Origin of the sequence: Micromonospora nigra, from assembly GCF_900091585.1 — a bacterium.
Lineage (GTDB): Bacteria > Actinomycetota > Actinomycetes > Mycobacteriales > Micromonosporaceae > Micromonospora > Micromonospora nigra.
This window is the reverse complement of record NZ_FMHT01000002.1, coordinates 41,103-62,664: the sequence shown is the minus strand read 5'-3', so window position 1 is coordinate 62,664 and position 21,562 is coordinate 41,103. Positions and strand designations below refer to the sequence as shown.

The window sequence follows — 21,562 nt, the reverse complement described above, 5'->3', positions numbered from 1 at the left end:
GGGCAGGGACGGCGGCGATGGCCTGCGGCAACCTGGCCGGCGAACGGAAGCGGCTATCCCTCGTTGTGCCAACGCATGACGTCCACCGCGAGCAGCTCTACCACCGGTCGGTTCGTGAGCCCTCGACGACCGTGGGGCCGGCGTCCCTGGGGAGCAGGACGGTACGTGATCACCACGCCGTGAAAGCCGTCGACGTCGATCACAGTGATCCGGATACCGTCACCAGCGGCCGACGGCTGATAGGGGGCGCGGTCGAGAACGATGTCGCCGATGTGACGTAAGGCCGCCGCAGCGGTGGCCTCCCCATACTCGCCGAGCGCCTTCATGTCGGACAGAGCAGGTGTCCACGCGGCGAGGTCAGCGCTTCCGCGGGGCATGCCCCGCTTCTGGAGCACCTGAACGGGTAGCTCAGCCACCCCCGTTAGCCGCGCGAGTTCCAGGATCGTGGTGGGCTGAGGACCTGCGACGTGGTCCAGGCGCTCACGGACCCCAGCCGCCGCCTGCTTGTCCATCTCCCGCGCTAGCCGCTGGATCAGACCGTTCCACACCGCCAACGGCGCCAGCACCGCCTCGTTGGTGCCGTAGAGGCCGAGGTATACGACGTCCACGGCCTCGCCCGACCGCCAGGAGTCAAGGTACTTGTGCAGGCCGGCCCTGACGACCCCTACCGTCGCGGTGATCATTCGTCCCTTCCCTGTAGCCGTTCGACCTCGTCCGCGAATCCATCATCAGTGACCAGGGTGGCACCCACGACGCGGGGGGTGTGTCCAGAGGCTATGCACTCCCGCAGGCCGTGTTCCTCTCGTAGCCGGCGCAGCGTCGGCCACAGGAGACGATCATGCCAGTATGCGGGTCCGTCGCGGCTTCGGCGGGGCGACACCCGATCCGCGCCAAAGTCGTGCTGGTACGAACCGAGCAGAGCCCACAGCTCCCGAATCACCCCGGGATGGCGATACCAACAGGCAGCGATACCGTAGGTTGACGCCGTCAACTCGTAGGCTTCATTGAGCCAGTCGACGAAGCCTCGCACGCGGGTCAGCGCGGTCGCCTGGTCAGCGGGCGCAAGGTGATCGAACGACCAGATCGAGAAAGTGATGCCGTCGGCATCACGCCGCCCTGCCGTGCCGCCCCGTCTCAACGCCGGTGCCCATACCGTCGGTGGACGCGAACCGAGTCGCCGAGCCCTCCGCCCGGGCCTGGCGAGGACAGCGTTCTCCACTGCGACGAGACGATTGTCCACCGCCGCGACGGCCTGGCCGATCTCCAACAGAAGATCACCGTCATCCAGCAGGTCCTCATCCTCGCTCACGTCAGCCGTCCAGTCAGCCGCGCCACGGCCTCCGCACTCTGGGCGGCTTCCTCCGCCCACGGGCCCTCCCAGTACGGCTGGAACTCCACAACCACAGGCGGGGCTTGCCGATAGATCAACAGGCCCTGCGATGGCGCGAGTTCCCGGATCTGGTGTGGGTGCAGGATCGGTCGCTCACGATCGCTGGCGGTTCTCGACACCTCACCTCGCGCCACCGTGGTGGAGTTCACCGGCACCTCCATAACCCCGGCCAGTGAGCTCATCATGCTCAGCAGGTCAGGCTCGCTGGTGCCACCCATGACGATCTTCGCCGTCGCGGACCCGAATACTTCGGCCGCCCCAGCCTCACCCCACCGGTCCCGTGCCTGCCCGAGTCCTTGTCCGCCGATGGCGAGGGTGGTGCCTTGCCCGCCGAGGCGGGACATAAGGCTTCCCAAGCGGGGTAGCGGGGCCACATTGCCAACCTCATCGATGACGCACCGCAGCGGTGGATCGAGTCGGGCGGGCCACCGCCGCTCGGCGGCTGCTCTCGCCTGGCGCAGGATCTCGTTGACGAATGCGGTGACCAGCGGCGCGACTGTGTCGTTGTCGCCGCTCATCACGTACACCGTGTCGGTGGAATCGAGGAACCGGCCGATGTCGAACGCGTCCTGCGCCGCCGGCCGGCACGCTTGAAGCACCGCGGGGTCGGCGAACATGCTGAGCATGTCCGCCAGGGTCTTCTTGGTCGAGTCCAGCGGCCCGGTGCCGCGGTCGCCCGAGGTGGCTTCCTCCAGTGCCGTGGCCCATCCTGGCGCAGCGTTGGGGTGGCTGCGCAGGATCTCCCGGGCCGGCAGACTGGGGCTGTCCATCCGCAGCGCCCACTCCACCACGCTGCCCATGTCGCGGCTATCGAGGGCAGCGGCGTGCAGCAGGCACCGCAAGACGTCTCGGGCCTGCTTGACGAAGAACTTCGAGTTGGTGGTGTTCGCGTCGTCAGGCGTCGCGGCCGCGAACGCCTCCGCAGTCGAGATCGCTACTCGTGGCTGCTCGCATCCCCGCACCGGCGACCACCGCAGAGGCGTCGGCCAGCCGATCACGTCTCCTGGGTCGAAGACGTACACCGTGCCGCGAGCCTTGCGAGAGAGGTAGGTGATCGACAGCAAGTCGCCCTTGCTGGATCCGGCGACGCAGGGGCCCGGCGCGGTCCGCACGAGATCCGACAGCACACCGGCGGTCTTGAATGCACGTGGTGGTGCCATCACCGCGATCGAGTCCTCGTGACGTACGTACAGTCGCCGGCCCTCCCCCACCGACCGTGCCAGTGGGATGGCCACCTCTTCCATGGGGGCGTTGCGTCGATCGAGCAGGCCTGGGCGGGTCTGCGCCGCCGACCGGCGGGCGGCACGCTTGCCCAGGAACGGAGCCCATTGCCGGTGCCGGGCCAGCCCGTCGCGCTGACGGCGGCTGCGTCGCGTCGTCCATGCCACCGCGACGGCGGCCACCGCCGCCAGTTCCACGATGAACAGTGCCCAGATCAGTGCCGCTGGGGCGACCTGCCCCCCGACGTAGCCGGAGGCCGGGTTCGCCGGGGATCGCATGAACGCTTCCAAAGTGTCGCCGAGGCTTGGACGCGCAGACGCGCCGGTGAGTAGACCTGCCAGCCACACCGCGCTGTGCCAGGCGGCGAGAGCGCTGGCCAAGGACGTCATTACCCCGAACCACGGTCCGGCTCCCTGGCCGGACGGTGATGCCGCCGGCATCAGCGGGCACCCCCCTCGATGGTGCCGGTCATGGCCGCGTCGGTATCCGTCAAGGCGACCTCCGTTGACGACCGGAGGTGCTGCATCAGCAGCGGGGCGCCAGCCCCGATCCGCAGAAGGCAGACCCCCTGCTGGAGTGTCATCAGATCGCCCAGGAGATGCGGCGGCAGGGAGTACAGGCGCACGCACCGTGACGCGTCGTCCTCACGCGCCTGGGCGTACATGTACACCGTCTCGGCTTCCTTGAGCATGGCGACAGCGGGTGAATCCTCCGGAATGTCAGCCAGGTGGTGCAGCGCAACGACATTAGCCAGGCCGATGCCTCGGGCCAGCTTGCTGTTGCGCTGGAACAGGCGAGCGCCGACTCCTTCGGCGAGGTGCCAGCCCTCCTCGGCGACGAACGTGGTCTGCCACCCTCGCCGACGCCGTAGCAAGTTGGTCAGCCAGGTGTTGAGCACGGTCATGACAAGCGGAATCGCAGGACCCTCCGTGGGCAGCTGCGACAGATCGAAGCTGGTGAGGCGGTCGGCGAGGCCTACGTCCCGGCTCGTGGGGCCGTCGAACAAGCCGGCGAGGTCGTCACCGCAGACCCTCTCCAGATCGAATGCGAGACCCAGTGCGGCCTCCGCGAACCGGTCGCGGGCCGCGCTCGTGGCCACGTCCCCGAACATCTCCGTCGGAGGCGCCAACCGCAGCGCGGCGATGACGTCGTCAACGACCGCGATGCGGCCGGCCGCCTCCGCCTCGGACAGCGCTCGAATGTGGGCGGTGCGCAGCGCCGCGCCCTGCCACGAGTCAGGTTCGGCACCTGAAGCGGCGTGGACCACCGCGCGGAGCAGTTGCAGCTGGCCGGCAAGCTGAGTAGCGCTCTCGGCGGACACCCCGATCACCGGGTCCAGGAGGTTGATCCTGCTGCCACCCGCACCCACCTGGAACCGGATGGGCTGGCCACCTAGCTGCCGGCACAGCTCGCTGTACTCGCCCTCCCCGCCCTGATCTTTGCGGTCTGCCACCACGGTGCGCCGATTCCGAAAGGCTAACGGCCGGTAGACGTATACGGTCTTGATGAGCGCGGACTTGCCCTTGCCGACGTCGCCCAGCACCACGACGTTGGGTGAGCTCACCGTCTTGCGCTGGTAGGCGGTGAACGGATCGTGGTGGATAGGCTGGCCGGTCACCAGATCGATGCCGTTGAGGATGCCGTCGGTGTGGGTAGGCGGCGCGGAAATTGCCGTGCACAGCACCTCGCTCTGCCGGGTGGTGCTCAAGATTCCCGGGACGCGGGGCGCGTAGACGCCGAACCTGCCGAGCAACGGGGAGCGACGCCACCGCCACGGAGCCGGAGCTAGCATGTTCTCGGCGGCCGTCGAATCGGTTTCAGCATCTGGAGCCGCCGCCCCGGGTGATGCCGCCGGCATCACCCGGGGCGGCGCCGGCAGGGGTGGGGGCGGCGGCACCGGAGCCGGGGGCACCGCGGCCATGGGCCGAGGGGCAGGAGGTGATGCCGGCGGCATCACTGGTTGGCGGGGAGCCTCGGCGTTCGAGGGCTGAGCAGAGCGGGTCACGGTTGCGCCTCCATGCCTCGCCAGACTGGCCAAGTCGCTGGCATGGCCGTGTCGTGGCGTGTGTCGAGCCAGTCGAGGTGGCTGATCCCGCACTCGCCGGCGGCGTCGGCCAGCGCGGTCGAGGCGCGCATCACCTCGTCCTCACTTGCGGCGGACACGCACATATATCCCGTCCAACGCGCTCCGTGTATACCCGAGCCGGGTTGCAGATCCGCTAGACGTTGTGCCGACGCGGACAGCTGCACCGCCTGGGTGCCGTCGTCGACCGCGCCTCGGTGCAGCGCGGCGTCGCGGATGCCTCGATCCACAGTGACGTCCTCGCGGGCCCGGCGGCGTGCCTTCGCCGCCGGCTGCACCTCGACAAGCAGGCTGATCGTGCGGATAACCGGCTGGGTGATGCCGTGCAACAGTGGAGCGATCCACCGGGTGTGTACCGGCTCGGGTGTCACCGCAGACGCGGGGATGGCCGCGACGCGGTGCCACCAGGCCTCATCCACCACTGCGGCGTGCCGCAACGTGCGGCGCGATCGAAGCCAGGTGCCGGAGGTGACGTCGACCGTCTGATCGACGGGGTACTGCGGGTTTTGCAGATGGCGCAGCAGCGCCGCGAGGCGGTGGGTGCTCACCAGCCGCGGATTGCGCAGATCCGCTCGACGTGCCAGCGTCGACACCCAGTGCGCCTGCTCCACCGCCAGCTGTGCCCACCCCGCTTCCCCCTCCCCGTGGGCAGCGGCGGCCCGCGCGAACACCGCGGTGACCGGTAGCCGCAGCACGAGGTAGTGGCGCATCATCTCGGTCGCGCCAGCGGTCATCCGTACCAGCTCGGCATAGGACTGGATCAGCGTCGCCGGCGCCAGCGGGTCCACGTGGTCGGCCGCCCACCGCTCGTGCACGGCGGAGTCGGTGGGCATGATGCGGGTGACCGACTGGATGCCAGAGATCAAGCCTTCGTCGCGTGCCAACCGGGCCAGCAGGTGCCCGTACGCTGCTGCGGCCCGGTCGTAGTCGCTTTGGGCGCGCAGCCCCGGGGGCTGGCCGTCGACCTCGATGGCCACCGACAGGTAGGACTGCTCGCCGGGGGACCGATGCAGGAGCACCGCCGCATCATCCGGCCCGGACAGCCACGTCAGCCCTTCCAGCCCTGGTGCCTCGTCTCGGGTTCGCCGTGCCCATCGACCGGCCGCTCGCCGGTCAGCTTTCGTCGTCGGCACGGGGATTGGCTCGGCTAGGTGGACAGGAGTCAGCTCTGTCTCACCCCGTCGACGACGCAGCTCCCACCACCCGCGCAACACCATCTCTGTGCCCGGTGACCGGCCGGTGAGGTGGCTCTGTCGGGTCAGCACATATCCGCCGCAGAAGATCGCTGCTCCGGACGCCAGTCCGCCGAGCCCGCCGACGCTCACTGCGATGAGGAGACCGGCGCCGAGACAGACGCTGACCACGATGTTGCCGGTACGACTGCGGGCGCCCCCAAGGAATCCACGCGCCCGGATCTCTCCGCCGAGCCGGGAGGTGCGAACCGGTGCGTCACTCACTGGCTAATCTCCCACCACGTCGCCTGCGCGATGCGCAGCATCGTCGATCTTCTGCTTAGTGGCTGCGGCGGCCTGCGCGGCGAGCAGAGCCCCTGCGGCCACACCTCCGGTGGCCACGGTCGCGCCGGCACCAGCCGCCGCGCCCGCTCCCCCGGCCGCGCCCGCCCCGGCACCTGCCCCACCGCCAGCGGACGCACCACCGCCGGCAGACGCACTGCCGCCGGCGGACGCGCCACTGCCCGACACGGCCGACGAACCAGCGGCCGACGACCCCGCGCTGCCAGACGATGCCGAGGTCCCCGCGGTGGACCGCGAAGGTGCCGCCTCAGCCTGGCCCCCACCGCTGCCCTGCCCTGCGCGGCTGGACGCGGAGCGCGGCTGCGTCGACGACTGCGCAGTGGCGCCTTGATGCTGCGGCGAGCGTGACCCGGACCCGTTCTGACCACCATCGGCGGGGCGAGGACCGCCTCCGCCCCCTCCACCAGAGTCGGACGATGGACCGGAGGACATCCGTCGATACGCCATCTGCATCATCGCCGAGCTGGCAACCCCGCTGAACGCGCTGTTCGATGACCGCTTTGATCGGGCTATTCGCTCCGCGCCGCCACCGGGCAACACTGGCGCGAACTTCACCACCGCCCACGGCGCGAACCCGACGAACAGCAGCATCAATGCCGCTACCAGCGCCGATACCAGCGCCCGCATCCCGTCGTCCTGGATGGCCGCCACGCTGAAAGAGTTGTCACCGTACTTGGCCACCACACCCAGCATGAAGAACACCAGGGGTCGGCCAGCCAGCAACCACAACCACAGGGCCGGCAGCTTCTGCGCCTGGGGCCGAGTCGCCGGGTCGATCGCCAGAACGAACGCGATCGCCATGACTGCGCCGGTGAGGTACAGGGTCAGCAGCTGCACGAGCAGACCCACCAGCAGCGCGAACGCCCCTACCAGCGCGGCCACCATGATGAGAATCACGATCAAAGGGCCGCCCGGGATCAGCCCTATGTTGGCCGGCACCGCCATCTGATTCAGCTTCGCCGCCAGCGATGCCACATCCGTGGCGAAATAGCCCATGATGCTGGCCGTCGCGCCGTTGGACAGCTGCACCAGCAGGTAACCCAGGCCCGGCCCGAACAGCACTAGGACCATCGCCCACGGCAGTCGCCGCCACACTGAATCAGCCAGCTCCTCGCCCGTCATTTCGCCCGACCCGGCTTTGTAGAAGACCCGCGCGAGCATCGCCGCCAGGACGAACATGGCGATCCCGGAGCCCGCCGCATATGACTGGACGAACGCCTCTGACCGCACATCTGGCGCGGTCAGATGCGCCAGGTTCGTCACTACCCGGGTCAGCAGGTCACTCAGCGACGTGCCCAGGTGATCCGCCACCCGTTTCATGGCCTGGCCCCAGGGATCCTGAGCGAAGTCGACGCCTGCCTTCAGCGTCGCGAGTCGCTGCTGGTACTCCTCGGCGATGCCCGCCATGAGCTGCTTCACCCGACTGCAGACATCGCCCACCAGCGGCAGATCAGGCAACCACTCACAGATTCGCTCGACCGCGTCTCCGGTCGACGCCGCGCCCTCCTTGAGAGCGTCGACCAAGCGGGACTCGCAGACCTGCACGAACGGCCGGGGGATCATCAGGTCCTCGCGCACCTTCGCGCACCGCCCTGCCGCGACCTCCGCCGCTGCCTGGTCTTCGGCCGGGTCCGCCGATGCTGGTGATGCCGCCGGCATCACCGCCAGGCACGCCACCACGATCACCAGACACCGCGCCGCCCACCGACCGGCCTTGCGGAGGTTGTCAGCAGTCGCCACTGGCGTACCTGCGGAATCCGTTGGCGCTCAGCGCCGACCCGTAGCGGGACCAGTCCTGATCGGTGACCGCCGCGCCCTGCAAGGGCTTCACTCCGTCGGGGAGTTCACTGCTCGCCGCCGACACCACCGCCCACCGATCCGCCAGCCGGTCCAGGCGGACGTCGACAGCCCGCCAGTCGTCGTGCACCGCAGCACCCGTGGACCACCGCACTGGCAGCAGCACGGTCACCGTGGCGCTAGTCCCGTCCCCCATCACTCGGAAGGCGCCACGTGACGGCTGCGGGTGACTGACCGTCATCCGCGACAGGTAGGGTGCCTGCCCCTGCTGGAGGGCTATCAGCTCCGGCGATCCGAAGTCGTTGCCTACCCGACGCACCATGTCTACCGCCCCCGGCTGGGCGAACACGGTGCTCTCTGTCCACCGCACCACCGCGGCGGCCGTTTCCGCCGCGCCCTCCGGGGTCGCTGCGGTGGTCAGGGTCGCTACAACCGCCTGCGCCGGTTCGGCGCCACCCGAGCAAGCGGGCACATCCGAGCGTAAACCAAGCTCACCGGCCGGCGGTGTGGCGCTCGTAGCTGGAGCGGGGCTCTCGTCCCCACCGCGAGTCAAGGCCACGATGGCACCGGCAACAGCCAGCGCAGCGACCACCGCCACCAGGAGCAGGGATCGGCGAGACCAACCCGCACGTCCCCATTCCCCTGCCGTACCCGCGGCCTGATCCTTGTTGCTCACGTCAGTTCTCCTCAGTCCAATGACGTCGCATACAGCCGCCACCCTTGACCGATGCCGGTCAGGGCATCTGCCTTGTCCACTGCGGACGGCTCCGGTACACCCGGGTCAGGCCCGTCCTCGATCACCAGGTCCGACACCAGACGCCAGTCCCCCTCCGCTGCCGCCCACCGCAGCTGCACCTTCGCGCGATGCCACCGCAGCGGTGCCGCCGGCTCGCCAGCCACCCGTACACCTAGCGTGTACGCGTACCAGATGTCGATCTCAGCCGATACGGATGAGAAGCGGGCCACCCGATACGCACCGCGATCCAGCCACACCACCGCCATCACCGGCCCCCGAGCGGAGAGCCCGCGGTCATCCAGCCCAAGCACCAGAGCCCGCGCCGTTAGCCGTGCCTGCGCCGCCTGGACGAACTCGCCGCCGCCGATCCCGGAGAGCAACGCCTCGCGTCGGGAGGCATCCAGACCCGCCGCGCCTTCAACCAACGCCAGCCATGCCGTCGCCGCCTGCACCGCTCCCTGCTCAGTACGCGCGTACCCGACCGGCACGCCCTCGCTGACCCGCGCGGCGCCCTCCCCCGGTATTACTTCGGATCGCGGCAGCCCTACTACCGGTGGGTGCTGCACACTCCAACCCGATGGCAGGGTCGGGGGTGATGCCGCCGGCATCACTGTTCGGCCGGTCGGCACGAGCCACGCCACCGCCACCGCGGCGATCACGGCCACCGCGACCGCCAACCCACCCCGACGCGTCACGACTACCCCACCGCGGCGATCACTGCGCCGACGATCAACGGCAGCAGCACCACGCCCCCCAGCGCCGCCAAGCGCAGCTTCACGCTGCTCGTTGCCTCGCTCATCATGTGTGAGTTGTTCAGCTGGCGAGCCTGCGCCATGGACACAAAACCCGCCCCGACATACAGGGCCACCACCGCGATCATCAGCGCCCAGATCGCACCCGCGACGCGCACCCAGGTAGCCGTGAAGGGACCACCCAGCACCCCCATGTCCGGCGTCACCCCGTCCAGCGGGTTCTTGACCCCGCCTCCCCCCGGTGCCGGAGTCGGTGTCGGCGCCGCCGCCCACCACTCGATGACCGTCCGCAGTGCGCTCATCCCTCATGCCCCCTTCTGCTGCTGCGCTGCTGACAGAGCGTCAACGACTGCGACGGCCGCCATCAGGAGCGCTCGACGAAGCGGTTCTCCCAAGTCCCGGTACGTCACCCGGTCGCCGGCGCTCAGCCGTGGGTCGAACGGCAACACCACCACCTCCCGCACCACCTCGCGGTAGCGCTCGACGATGGCGGTGAGCAAGCCGTGGTCCACCTTCGGGTCCGCGCACGACACCACCGCCACCGCACCGCGAACCAAATCAGTACGACCCAGACGCGCGAGGTGATGCAGCATCCACAAACCGGTTTCCGCGACATCCGCCCGTACCGTCGTCGGCACCACAAGACAGTCGGCCGATGAGGTCGCCGCCCACCAATTCGCGGCCCTCACATTGTTGCCCGTATCGATAACCATGAACCGATAGAAGCGGCCAAGGACATCAGCGAGTTGATGGAAACCGGCAGCGTCGATGACGTCCATTCGTCCGGGCACATCATCGCTAGCGAGCACATCGAAATGCGCGCTCTGCGGACGAACGAAACCGCCGAGGTGCCCGACGCTGGCACGAGCGTTCAGGAAGCCGTCGATGGACTTGAGCAGGTCCACGACGTTCCTCTCGTGCACTGCCTCCTCCGCCCGCAGCCCCAGGGTGCCGCGCGTCTCGTTGTTGTCCCAGGCCAAGGTGTAACCGCCCCGGAACCATCCCAACGTGGCGGCCAAGCCCAGCGTGACCGGCGTCTTGCCCGCACCCCCCTTGGGATTGGCGACCACCACCTGCTGCGGCGCGGCGAACGCCCGGAGGACTTGCACCTGGCCCACCCGATAGGCCCGCTCCTCCCGAGTAGCAGGCACCCTGGCCATGCCGAACGTCCACCTGTTCAGGCGCCCCCGCCACCCCCATTCGGCTGCCGCGACCACCCCGCCCGCGGCATCCACCAGCCGTCGACCGCGCTCACCGTCGCGATCCGTGCTGCCCTGCGACCGGTGCTTCCGGTCGCCCGCCGGCCCGACAACCTCCTGGTCAGCGGCGGGCACCACCGGTGGCGGCGGTATCTGCGCCTGCGCCTCCGACGAGGTGTCTCGCACGCTCGGCGGTGACGGCGGCGCTCCGTACGCGCGTGCTCGCTCCGCTCCCGGAAACAGCACATCGCGACTTTGACCCTCGGTCACGGTATCTTCTCCCCCGTTCAACATGGAGTACGGTACCAACTTATGCGGCGAGTGACACGACCCGGCGGCTGCACCCCGAGCGGTCCGTCGCCACGGCGCTGGAAGACCAACAGCCCGGAAGCGCCCGGAATCACGAACCGGCCTATTGACAGGATGGAGAAGATATGCTACAGAGGCTTGCAACGTTCGTGGATGGCGATAAACCGATGAGCCGGCTCGCCGCCGCCGGTGCCGGCGTCGTCCTCCTGCTCGGCGGTGTCATCGTCGCCACCACCGCAGCGACTCCCAGGCAGTCCGCCGTCGCCAGCGCCACGGACTGCCTGACCTCCACGGGAACCGCATGGCGCTTGGACCCCGAGCAGCAACGCCACGCCCGAACCATCCTCGCCATCGGCCAACAGCGACAGCTTCCGCCGCGAGCCTGGGCTATCGCCATCGCCACGGCCGCCCAGGAATCCAGCTTGCGCAACGACCCCACACCGGACCGCCACGGATCCAGCGGGCTGTTCCAGCAAACTCCGCCCGGCTGGGGCACCCGTGAGCAGGTCAACGACCCCACCTACGCGGCGACGGCCTTCTACACCGCCCTGTCCAAAGTGCCGGACTGGCAGACCCTGCCGCTGACCGTGGCAGCCCAGACCGTCCAGCGCAGCGCCTATCCCGACGCGTACGCCAAGCACACCGCTACCGCCCTGGCGGCCCTGCGTGAGCTCGCAGACACCGAGCTCGACTGCGACCAGATCACCGCAGGCTCAGCGGCACCCGCACCCCGCAACCCCGACGGGACCTGGCCCAAAGAGGGCTGCGTCGTGCGCCCCGACCCCACCACCAACCGGGGCTGCCTGACCCCGCGAACCGCCCACCTCATCGCCCAGGCCAAGGGCGCCGGCTATGCCAACCCCGGCTGCTTCAGACCGTCCGGCCCGGGCGAGCATCCCAAGGGCCGCGCCTGCGACTGGATGATGACCTCCGGAGGTGCCGCCACCGGAGCCCAGCGCGCACGCGGCGACGCCATGGCGGCGTGGGCCGTCGCCAACGCCGACCGACTCGGGATCATGTACGTCATCTGGTACCGGCAGGTGTGGTCCCCCGCCGAGGGATGGCACTCCTACACCAATCCCTTCGGCGGCACCGGACCGAGCGGAGAACACACCAACCACGTCCACATATCCGTCTACTGAAGACGGACCACCCAGCCGCCCTAGACAGCCTTAGAAATCCGACGAAAAACGCTTCCACACACGCCGAAAACACGCCGGAGGAATTGTGGTACGTACCGGGTCCGGCATGGTTGGATCATCACATGCCACAGCGCAGAGGAGCACGCCTCGGAGCCCCGCAGAAGGGCAACCCGCCGCAGTACGACGCCTCATCCGGTGGCACCTGGCGGCCGAACCCGACGATCGAACCGGCCAACGCCGCCAAGCTCAACCAGGCGATGAAGGCGATGGGCACCAGCGCATCGGCAGTGATCAACGAACTGCTCGCCCGGATGCCCGTCGACGAGGACGGCCTACCCGTCTGGGCCACCCGGCCCACCGAACAGGCGTCCCTGGTCGACCTGCCTCACCGCGCGTCCTACGCCGCCTGACGAACGCCTACACCACGGAAAGGATCTCGCCAGACGCTGACATGAAGAACGCCCCGGTACGGAACCGGGGCGCACTAGCGAGGTAAGGCCGAGGGTCGCAGCTCGGCCACCTCACAACTGAAGACCAGCACTCAGTCCGAGATTCCTTGTGGTTGCCCGCCGCCGGAGGTCCCGAACCGAGTTGCGCTATGCCTGTGGAGGCGTCGCTGCCATGACGGTAGCACCTGCCCCGCTGGCACGCATCAGCCTGTCCGAAATCGGCCCGGCGTGTCACCGCGTGCCCGCGGTCCAGACCCCTCTCCCCGGCCTCACGCCGGCGGGAGCCGACCACCCGGCGATGCCCTCGGCATCACCGCCCCCGACCATTCCTCCTAGCAGACTAGGAAGCCCGGCGGAGTGTGACCCGCGTCAGGTCGCGGAGCACACCTGGCGAGCCCTCGCGCCCCACCTCACCCGCAGCCCCTACATGCGCCTGCGCCGCTACTCGCGCACACAACGCCGGCACGTCTATCCGCGCGACCAGCGACTCACCCCGACCCTGCCCGACCGGCCCGCAGCCCTCCGGCTCTACAGCGGGGGAGTGGGCTGGGCTCTCGGCCTCGACTTCGACCCCAAGGGCCACGACGCCGCCACTGTCGCCGCCCACGCCAACGACGCCGCACAGTTCTTCCGGCAGCTCGGCGGCCGACCCATCTGCGACGTCGCCGCCAGCGGCGGCCGCCACGTCTGGATCCCCCTCGCAGTCCCCATCACCCTCGATCAAGTCCGCCAACTCGTCACCGCCTGCCGCCGCCTCTGGCCCACTCTCGACATCAGCCCCACGGTCAACCCCGACGAGGGCTGCCTCACCGCCCCCGGCTCGCCCTGCAAAGACGGCGGATTCCGCCGCCTGACCACCCCGCTACCCGAGGCCTACCAGGCGGTGACCACCCGATCAGCGGCCGACCTCGTCACCCGCGCCCTGGCCCGCCTCGCGGACCTAACCCCCGACCACCAGCCCATCACCACCACGCCGCACGTTCTGCAGGCCGGTCGGCCCCGCCCGCTAAGCCCCCTGCACACGGCGATCGCCGAGCAAGGCGTATGGCCCGACTCCCACACCACCCACGACGGCCGCCCCTGGACCCGCTCAGAAGCCTGCTATGCCGTCCTCTGCGCCGCCGCCGCGCGGGGCCACACCCACACCGACGTCCTGCATAACCTGGACACCGGACGCTGGTCAGGCCTACTCACCCTCTACACCGGACGCTACGGACCCCGCTGGCGCCGTCGCCTAGCCGCAGAATGGCGCAAGGCCCACGCTGCCGTCAGCGCGTCCACACATGCCCCACAAGCAACCCACAACACCGGGGGGGTAGGGGAGAGGTCACTGATCGTGATTTCGTTCGTCGCTGGCTCGCGGTCGCACTCGCAGCCGTCGACCAGCTCGTCAGCGGAAGACAAAGACACAACGCCCGGGTGCTGCTGTGGGGGATGGCCTGGCTCGGCTGGCGCGTCGGCCGCCGCCACGTAGAGGCCGGAACCCGCTCCTACTCGCGAGCATGCGCGGGCATCATCGACCACACCACCGCGGCGGCCATCCTGCGCGAGCTGCGTGACCTTCCAACGGAGCAGGCCGTCGTGCGGCGCGTGTCAGCCGGACGCGGAACCCACGGTGACCTGTACGAACTCGTCATCCCGGCCGCGTACCGCCACCTGGCCACCGACCCCGAAGCCTGGCCCGAACCCCGACCGATCCCCGCTGTCTTCGGCGTGCGCAACCGCGCGAGATCACGGCCCTTGCTCGGAGCGACCGGCTGGCGCGTCCACCAGGCCCTCACGGCTGGCGCGAACGGCACGGCCCCCGAGATCGCCGTAGCGGCCGGCGTCAGCCGCTCCGAGGCCTACAACATCCTGCCCGAACTCGTCCGACTCGGACTCGCCCGCGCGCACCCGAGAACCGCTAGCTCCGGGGTCGAGTGGGGGGAGGGGCGGACCACAACCCGGCAGGCCGGAGAGGCCGTCGACGCCACGGCGTACCTCGCGCGCCTCGACGCTAGGCACCGCCGCGAGCGGCGACTGTGGCGCGAGGCGTTGGACCGCTTCGCCGCGCGCCGCCGAGCCGCGACCCCCACACCGAGCGAGCCGGTCTGGTGGCCACCGGATTGGGCCGACGAACCCCTCCCCGGCAGCGCTGGCCATACCGATGGGCACGCAGAAATCCGCGCACTAGCGGTTCTCGCCACGGCGTTCGAGGTCCGGATCATCTAACGTCAAAACGTTTGAACGTTAGGGCGACAGAACGCTAGAACGTTTGATACGATAGGAATGTGACGGAGGAGACGTTGCCCACTCAGACCCGGACGTGCCAGCACCCGGCATGCGACAACGAAGCCCAAGACGACGGGTGGTGCGCGAACCCTGATCACGCGCCGTGCCAGTTCCCCGGGGGCTGCGAGGAGCCGATCAAGCCCCGCAAACCGGGCCAGTCGAAGCCGAACAGTTACTGCTTCACGGTCAAGCCCAACAGCCGAGGGGAGGAGGTCGAGCACAACAGGAACACTGCCTATGCCGAATCGAACAGGCTTGCACGACGTGATGCCGCCGGCATCACCCCCGATTCCTCTTCGCGTCCGTTCAGTCTGGGGATTGACCGAGCGGAGTTCGTGCGCGAGCAGATCGCCAAGACCGTCACTGACCTGCAATCACAGATCAGTCGAGCGGTAGCGGAACTGTCCACCCTGTCCAATCCCAGCACCGCCGCTGAGGAGATCGCGGCCGTCCGCAGCGAAGCCGCTGAACTCATTGCCAACGCGGAGCGACGAGCAGTCGACACCGATCGTCGTGCCCGCAGAGCCGAGGAACTTCGCCAAGAGGCCCGGCAGGAGGCCGCTGAACTTGAGTCTGAGCGTGACGAGGCGTTGCGTCAGGCCGAGGCCCAGCGGGTCGCTGCGGAGGAGGCAACCGAGCGTGCAGCGCAGCAGGTTGCGTCGGCCGAGGCGCAACGGGTGGCGGCAGAGGAGCAACAGGCAGCGGCGCTGCGACGAGCTGACGAAGCCGACGAACGGGCCGCCCGCGAGAGGACCGCCCGCGAGACCGCCGAAACCGAGCGGGATAAGGCCTCTGCCGACGCGGCCAGCGCCCGCGTCGCGAGAGACGAGGCGCTGGAGAAGACGCGAGCCGCCGAGGCCGCGCGCCAGAAGGCGCAGCGGGATGCCGAGGACGCCAACCGGCGTGCTGAGGCTGCGACAAACGCGAACATAGCCGCCGAAGCCGCCCGGGACGCCGCAGTCGCGGGGCAGCGCGAGGCAGACACCGCGGCAGCCCGAGCCAGCGAGCGCGCCGAACGAGCCCTCGCGGATCTCGCGGACGCTGAACGGGCCCGAGAGGAACGAGCCGCCGAGGCCGCCGAACTCCGCGACCAAGTCGACACTCTGCGCCGCGACCTCGCCGCCATCACAGCCACTCGCGATGCTGCAATCGAAGCACGAGACGCTGCCAGCCAGCGGGCGGACGAACTCGCAGGCCGCCTCACGACGACCGAGAGACGCCTCGCGACCGCCGAAGCCGATCGCACCGCCGCCGACAACGCCCGTACCTCAGCAGAACGGGCACTGGCCGACCTTCGCGCCGCGCATGACCAGCTCGCCCGCGAGCACAACACCACGGCGCAGCAACTCGCCACTATCAACGCCAACCTGACGGCCGCCCAAGAACAACTCGCCGCTGAACGCGTCCACGGCGAGCAGCGCATCAATGACCTGCGCGAACAGTACGAACAGCGGCTGGCCGAGCTGCGAACTGCACAAGGTGAGTCGGCCACCGTGCCGAAACCGGCGAAACGAGGCCAAGGCCCCCGCTCAGCAGCACAAAGGCCTACCGGCGCGGAGGAATAGGGGCCGGCGGACGACAAAAAGGCGCTGCCCGCACGGGGGAACGGGCAGCGCCTGTCCCAACACGATAGACCAAGAACCGCCGCCCTCGCGCCCCTGGGAACAGCCCGTTATACCGCGATAGGAGATCCGCGTGCCGCAACTGGCGCCGGTCAAACTGACGGTGCAGCTCGACCGGCAGACCCTCGCTCAGATCCTGTTCATCACCGACCTCTTCGACCGAGCCACCACCTCCCAGATCCGCCTAGCGGTGGGTGAAGCCATCGCCGAACACGGCACCCGAGGCTGCCGCCGGCGCTACGACCTCGCCGCCCGCGACGCCGAAAAGCTCGACGAGATCGAACCCGATGCCCGCCACCGCCACTACCACAGCCAGCGCCTGCTCTGGTGCCTCGAACAGGTCGACCGAGCCTTCCGCCCCCGACCACCGCGGCGACAGCGCACCGCGGCGGCAAAACCGTTGATCGAAGTCCTCGGCGAACCGTTGTTCGACACACTGCTGGACGAACCAGACTGACGCGAATTGCTCTCAGAAATCCCCGTCGTCAACTCCCTACGCCGCTACCCACCTGGCAGGGGAGAGGGGAGAAGGGGGAGTGGGGGGTGATGCCGGCGGCATCACCCCCCACTTGTCAACCCCTATCTCCTGCGGAAAGGCCCGAATGGCCCGCCCGTAGTTTCCGGACTAGAGGTGCCGCTAAGGATCAGCGTCGGCGGCGGCCGGTTGCTGTCGTCGTTCGGCAGTGATGGGGGTTCGACGGCGACGACCCGGCCCGGTACATGGGCCGCGCGGTGTCCGACATCGCCGCCTGCCTCCGCGCGCAGTAAGGGGTAGGTGCGGGCGTCGGCCCGGACCGCTACTGTCCCGGCATGAACGACCCGACCTTCGAGGTGCCGCTCCTGCTCGCGGCCAGCACCGGCATCCTCACCACGCTGGCCGGGATGCTCTTCGCCGTCGACCGGTTGCGCCCCTCCTTGTTCATGACAGCATGGCTCAGCCTGGCCACCCTGGCGGAGCTGGGGCTTGTCGCCACCACGGTCTGGCGCGGCCACTGGTTCTTCGCCGTTCCAGCCGTCGGACTCGGCCTGCTGCTGGTCGCGCAGTGGAACATGCACCTGGGAGCGCGCCGCGGTGACGGCGGCCGGCTCCTCGCGCTCATCGCCCGGCGGTTCCTGACCCGGCAGTCGCCCCGGGTCGACGGCCGGCCGCTGCGGCCGATGGACGACCTGCGCGCCGAGTACGGCCAGGGCATCCTCGACGATTCACGACGGGATCCGACCCTCGCGCACCTGCTCGACCAAGCCGCCGCCACGCTCGATGACCGGCTGTTCGGCAAGGGCCGGTCGAAGGAACTGCCGCTGATCCGGATCGAGGCCTACACCAACGGGCTCGTCGACGCGCTGAGCGAACCGGGCCGGGCACCGTCGCAGCACCGCTACCGGGGCTACTCCTCCGACATGATCCTGATCGCCGCGCTGTGCCAGCTGTACGACCGGTACGACGAGGTCGACAGCCGGACCTAAGCCCTCTCGGGGCCCTGCGGTGCACGCCGTCCACTCTGCGACGGAGGTGCCACGATGACCCGCAACACCACCAAGGCTCCAGCGAGCAAGACCGGAGCCCAGGACGGGGACCAGGCGTAGTTTTTCAGCCCCGGCATCAACGGTAACGCTGGTCAAGTGGTCGCCGGTACGAGCGGCCCCGCCCTCCTGCGGGACCAGCTCTGACCAGCGTTGCCGTTGGTCTCTCGCTGATTACTACCGGAAGGCCTGAATGGGCCACTAACGACGCAGCCGCGCAGGTGGGTGATCGGTTGATGCCTGCTCGGCAGCCGCCAGAGTGGCTCAGAGAGCGGCTGGTGGCCGGCTGACGGCGGCCGCAGGCTGCTGCACCCGCGCCAGACGAGAGGTGATCGCGCCGTGGTTGCGGCCGAACTCCTCCATCAACTCAGCGATGCCCGCGCCTTCTGCGGCGCGTCGGGCGAGCCGATCGTCGTCCTCGGGTGTCCAGGGCCTGTGCGAGTTCGGGTGGACCTGGCGCAGGTCGTCCATCGTGTACGCCGGCGTTCGCGCAGGTGCCGGTGGCCGACTGGTGTTCGGTCCGGGAAACGGGGCCAGGCCAAGGGCGTGCAGCTTGTACCGGATGCTGTTGGCGGTTCGCCCCAGCTCCACGGCGATCGCCTCCGCGTCGGCCCCGTCGTGGTGGCGGCTGGCCACGTACGCGGTCTCCTCCTCCGACCAGGACCGAGGATGGCGGGCCGCCGGAACGCGGGTCGACGCGCCGGGGCTCGCCGCGGCGGCGAGGAACACCCGCGCCACCAGGGACAGGTCACCGCCCGGCAGGTGCCCAGCGAGCTGAGCAATGAGCTGGCCCTCGATGCCGGCGCCGGTCACCTCGACGGTCGGGCCGTCCACGCCCGTGGTGAGGGTCAACGTGTAGTGCCGCCCGGCGTCGCTGACCTCCCACGACAGCACCACCGGCGTCGGATCCGGAGCCGCTGGTGCGGCGGAAGCGGCCGGCACGAGATCGTGCGCGGTTGGCGGCCAGGAGGTGATGGGCAGCCGGTGCAGGTCCATGCCGAACAGCAGCTCGTCGACCTCGTCGGTGGCGTAGTGCACCGTGCCGTCGTCGAGCCGGTACGCGACCTCGCCGGCCACCTGCTCGTCAATGCTGGCCACCGCGACGCGCAACGTCTGCCCGGCGAACCTGCTGTCGGCACCCGGGTCGGCGAGACCAGGACGGAACGTCAACGTCGCGTAGGTCGCGCGCCCCATCCCCCGCCAGGTCCTGCCATGGTTGCCGTGCCAACTGCCGTCCTCGTCTTGAAACGCATAGATCAGCGCCACGAGCGCACCCTACGATCGGCCACCGACAGTTTCAACATCGTCGCCGTCGGCCCAGCCGGAGCCCTTCCTGCGGGCGCCAGCTTTTATCCTGTCCCGGCTGGCGGCCGGTCGACCGTCGCGTGAACATCACCGGTCTTGGCACCGCGCCGGATCCGCGTTGGGCGCAGGCAGAGCAACCGCACGAGCGAGTCCGGCAGGGGTGCGATGCGCAAATCCTTGTCGACGAGATAGGGCCGATCACCCACGATCGAGCCTGGACCCACGACGTACCCGCCCGACAGTCGCCCCGGCGCGCGGACATCGATCCCCGGGCCGAGGACACCGATGGTGCTGACGATCACCCGGCCAGGCGGGGCCGCGAAGTAAAGATGCTGCCCACCGCTCGGCGTCGCGACGGTGAAGGTCACCGGCCAGCTACAGCCCTGCTGGTCGAGCAGACCAGCGAACCCGGCCACCCCGTCGACGCCGTTCTTGCGGTCCAGATCCAACACGACGATGCCGCTGGCTCGGCATCCGACACCGACGTTGCTGTCGATCGGCCAAGCCGGACCGGGGTCCCTGGAAACGAGAGCCTGCCAGCCTGGTGGTGCTTTCCGCGCGCCCGCCGGAATCGGAAAGACGGCCAAGCCGCGAGCCAACGCCGCCGCGAGACCTGCGGACAGAGAGCTCACTGGGCGTACTCGTAGCAGGAGCACTGGTAGTTGCTGTCGGCTCCGCACTCGTCGCAGTACACCTCGTCGCATCGGCACGGATCGCCGCCGCAATCCGGGCACCAGCCAGGGTCGCTGGCGTGGAAGGTGATTCGACGTACGCCATCGAACTGGCGGAAGCCGCTCCCAAAGTGTTCGCCCCACGGCACATCGGGTAGATCCACACTGGCCTCGAACTCCTCCCCACAACTGTCGCAGGCGTAGAAGTCGTACCAACCGTCGACCGTCAGCAGCGACGCGGCGAGCCGGTCGTGGTGAACAAGCCTGCCGGTGCAGGAGCCGATGCCGTCCTCGCCGTTGTTGCACAGCTGGCCATGCAGGCATTGTCCTGAGCAGCGGCAGGGCCGGTCAGCGGTCACCGGACGCCAGACCGATTCGGCGCGGGCGCGCTGACCCGCGGAGGCATCGACGGCCAGAACCCGCCAGCCCAGCTCATCAGTGGTGACCGGCTGCCAGCCGTCGCCAGCATCCGCCGGCCGAACCAACTCGTCCGGGTAGGGCACCAGCAGCCGCGGGTCGATCCCCGGCCGAGTGGCAGCCATGCCCGGCTTCGCCTGTTCGCGGGCGATCGCCCGCGAAGCGGTGGTGTAGTTCTCTCCCGTACGGCCCATGCGCTGCCGAACGGCCTTCTTACGCGCTGAATCGCTGACCATGACGACGTCCTTCGAGCAGGGCGAGCCCACGCCCTCACCCCGCGCCAGGTTCGTCATGCAGCAGGGATGCGGTCTGCGCGATCCGATGGACCTTGTCCTCGTCGCCGCCGCAGCGTGGGCGTGCTGACGGCTCAGAGCGCGGCGGGCGCATCCGCCGTACCGGAGCTTATCGACCACCTACGACACTCCGCACACCCAACCCTCGCCATCACCGCAAAATCTCCCTAGATAAATCGCCCCCCGCCGCCTGGGCAGCGCGACGGAGGATGTCCCCCGTCGTCAGGACCCGGCGCCTCAACTCCTCGCGGCGCCGTAACGCCTCGGCGGACGGGCCCAACCCCATCGCTTGGCGCAACTCGGCAGCGAAACCCTCAGCGCCCTCGGCCGCTGGGCCCCGCCCGTACCGGTCCGCCCACGCCAGCAACTCTCGCACCGCCTCCGCCGACTCCCAGTAGGCCGCCCGCCTCACCTGCTCCCCCACCTCACTCGGCAGCTCCACGTACAGCCGCTCGGTCAACCCGACGCCAATCGACAAGTCACTCAACGGCGAGCGACCCAACGGCCTACCCGGCATCCCCCGCTCCCCCGCCGGAACCGGGTCGTACGCCCTGGCCCAACCCTGCTCCGCCAGCGTCCGCCGTGTAAAGAACGTCAACAGATGCCGCTGAGTCGGCAAACACTCCCCGGCCTCGCGCCGCCGGCGTCGATCCCGCCGCAACTCCGCCAACGCCTCCCTCCGGCGCGACCCATGCAACCCCTGCACGCCGAGCTCAACCCGCCGCTGCTGCCACCACTGCTGCTCCAGCTCGACCTCGCGGGCCACCCGCGCACGAACAGCCAGCAGCACCTCCTCCTCCACCGCCACAACAAACTGCACTGTCATTTAAATCTCCCTAGATAAAGCGC

General features: G+C 69.3%; 21 protein-coding genes. 7 read left to right on the top strand and 14 right to left on the bottom strand.

What is annotated here, in order from left to right; translation table 11 throughout:
* Window positions 1-53: 53 nt before the first annotated feature.
* The 10 genes from GA0070616_RS00435 to GA0070616_RS00380 form a co-directional block, all read right to left on the bottom strand.
* On the bottom strand, window positions 54-683 hold the full coding sequence (locus tag GA0070616_RS00435) for a hypothetical protein (RefSeq protein WP_091074714.1): 630 nt from the start codon (window positions 681-683) through the stop codon (window positions 54-56).
* Complete coding sequence (locus GA0070616_RS00430; RefSeq protein WP_091074713.1) at window positions 680-1,309, bottom strand: hypothetical protein; 630 nt, start codon at window positions 1,307-1,309, stop codon at window positions 680-682. Before GA0070616_RS00430 ends, GA0070616_RS00435 begins: the two co-directional genes overlap by 4 nt.
* Complete coding sequence (locus GA0070616_RS00425; RefSeq protein ID WP_091074710.1) at window positions 1,306-3,000, bottom strand: type IV secretory system conjugative DNA transfer family protein; 1,695 nt, start codon at window positions 2,998-3,000, stop codon at window positions 1,306-1,308. Before GA0070616_RS00425 ends, GA0070616_RS00430 begins: the two co-directional genes overlap by 4 nt.
* A gap of 50 nt (window positions 3,001-3,050) precedes the next feature.
* Window positions 3,051-4,319, bottom strand: coding sequence for a hypothetical protein (locus GA0070616_RS00420; RefSeq protein ID WP_245712579.1), 1,269 nt, complete (start codon window positions 4,317-4,319; stop codon window positions 3,051-3,053).
* Between the two features lie 293 nt (window positions 4,320-4,612).
* Window positions 4,613-6,151: an SCO6880 family protein gene (locus tag GA0070616_RS00415; RefSeq protein WP_342672250.1), complete on the bottom strand. Its 1,539-nt coding sequence runs from the start codon at window positions 6,149-6,151 to the stop codon at window positions 4,613-4,615.
* A 3-nt stretch (window positions 6,152-6,154) separates the two neighbouring features.
* The gene (locus tag GA0070616_RS27400; protein ID WP_139128808.1) at window positions 6,155-7,969 is read right to left on the bottom strand and encodes a hypothetical protein; all 1,815 of its coding nucleotides are present in this window, start codon (window positions 7,967-7,969) and stop codon (window positions 6,155-6,157) included.
* A complete protein-coding gene (locus GA0070616_RS00395) occupies window positions 7,956-8,702 on the bottom strand; it encodes a hypothetical protein (protein ID WP_245712577.1) in 747 nt (248 codons plus the stop codon). The genes GA0070616_RS27400 and GA0070616_RS00395 overlap by 14 nt, the downstream gene beginning before the upstream one ends.
* 11 nt (window positions 8,703-8,713) lie before the next feature.
* Entirely contained in the window at window positions 8,714-9,214 is a 501-nt protein-coding gene (locus GA0070616_RS00390) for a hypothetical protein (RefSeq protein WP_091074703.1), read from the bottom strand.
* Window positions 9,215-9,459: 245 nt separating this feature from the next.
* Entirely contained in the window at window positions 9,460-9,816 is a 357-nt protein-coding gene (locus GA0070616_RS00385; protein WP_245712576.1) for a hypothetical protein, read from the bottom strand.
* A 3-nt stretch (window positions 9,817-9,819) separates the two neighbouring features.
* Window positions 9,820-10,983 (bottom strand): MinD/ParA family ATP-binding protein, encoded by a 1,164-nt coding sequence (locus tag GA0070616_RS00380; RefSeq protein WP_245712575.1) that lies wholly within the window; start codon window positions 10,981-10,983, stop codon window positions 9,820-9,822.
* Between the two features lie 206 nt (window positions 10,984-11,189).
* Between GA0070616_RS00380 and GA0070616_RS00375 the strand changes: the two genes are divergently transcribed.
* The 7 genes from GA0070616_RS00375 to GA0070616_RS00340 all read left to right on the top strand — a co-directional run bounded on the left by GA0070616_RS00375 (window position 11,190) and on the right by GA0070616_RS00340 (window position 17,970).
* On the top strand, window positions 11,190-12,164 hold the full coding sequence (locus GA0070616_RS00375; protein WP_091074701.1) for a VldE C-terminal domain-containing protein: 975 nt from the start codon (window positions 11,190-11,192) through the stop codon (window positions 12,162-12,164).
* A gap of 122 nt (window positions 12,165-12,286) precedes the next feature.
* Entirely contained in the window at window positions 12,287-12,574 is a 288-nt protein-coding gene (locus GA0070616_RS00370; protein WP_091074699.1) for a hypothetical protein, read from the top strand.
* A gap of 466 nt (window positions 12,575-13,040) precedes the next feature.
* The gene (locus GA0070616_RS00365; RefSeq protein ID WP_139128807.1) at window positions 13,041-14,087 is read left to right on the top strand and encodes a hypothetical protein; all 1,047 of its coding nucleotides are present in this window, start codon (window positions 13,041-13,043) and stop codon (window positions 14,085-14,087) included.
* Window positions 14,033-14,824: a serine/threonine-protein kinase gene (locus GA0070616_RS00360; protein WP_091074695.1), complete on the top strand. Its 792-nt coding sequence runs from the start codon at window positions 14,033-14,035 to the stop codon at window positions 14,822-14,824. The genes GA0070616_RS00365 and GA0070616_RS00360 overlap by 55 nt, the downstream gene beginning before the upstream one ends.
* A gap of 59 nt (window positions 14,825-14,883) precedes the next feature.
* Window positions 14,884-16,449, top strand: coding sequence for a coiled-coil domain-containing protein (locus GA0070616_RS27395; protein WP_139128806.1), 1,566 nt, complete (start codon window positions 14,884-14,886; stop codon window positions 16,447-16,449).
* A 130-nt stretch (window positions 16,450-16,579) separates the two neighbouring features.
* Entirely contained in the window at window positions 16,580-16,963 is a 384-nt protein-coding gene (locus GA0070616_RS00345) for a hypothetical protein (protein ID WP_091074690.1), read from the top strand.
* A gap of 353 nt (window positions 16,964-17,316) precedes the next feature.
* On the top strand, window positions 17,317-17,970 hold the full coding sequence (locus GA0070616_RS00340) for a DUF6401 family natural product biosynthesis protein (RefSeq protein WP_091074688.1): 654 nt from the start codon (window positions 17,317-17,319) through the stop codon (window positions 17,968-17,970).
* A gap of 321 nt (window positions 17,971-18,291) precedes the next feature.
* Here GA0070616_RS00340 and GA0070616_RS00335 read toward each other — a convergent pair whose 3' ends face one another.
* From GA0070616_RS00335 to GA0070616_RS00325, 4 genes are all read right to left on the bottom strand, one after another.
* Window positions 18,292-19,293, bottom strand: a complete 1,002-nt coding sequence (locus tag GA0070616_RS00335) for a hypothetical protein (protein ID WP_139128805.1) — start codon at window positions 19,291-19,293, stop codon at window positions 18,292-18,294.
* Between the two features lie 83 nt (window positions 19,294-19,376).
* The gene (locus GA0070616_RS27890) at window positions 19,377-19,964 is read right to left on the bottom strand and encodes a bifunctional DNA primase/polymerase (RefSeq protein ID WP_175439924.1); all 588 of its coding nucleotides are present in this window, start codon (window positions 19,962-19,964) and stop codon (window positions 19,377-19,379) included.
* Entirely contained in the window at window positions 19,961-20,713 is a 753-nt protein-coding gene (locus GA0070616_RS27885; RefSeq protein ID WP_175439923.1) for a hypothetical protein, read from the bottom strand. The genes GA0070616_RS27890 and GA0070616_RS27885 overlap by 4 nt, the downstream gene beginning before the upstream one ends.
* Before the next feature lie 151 nt (window positions 20,714-20,864).
* Entirely contained in the window at window positions 20,865-21,539 is a 675-nt protein-coding gene (locus GA0070616_RS00325) for a hypothetical protein (protein WP_139128804.1), read from the bottom strand.
* Between the last annotated feature and the right edge of the window lie 23 nt (window positions 21,540-21,562).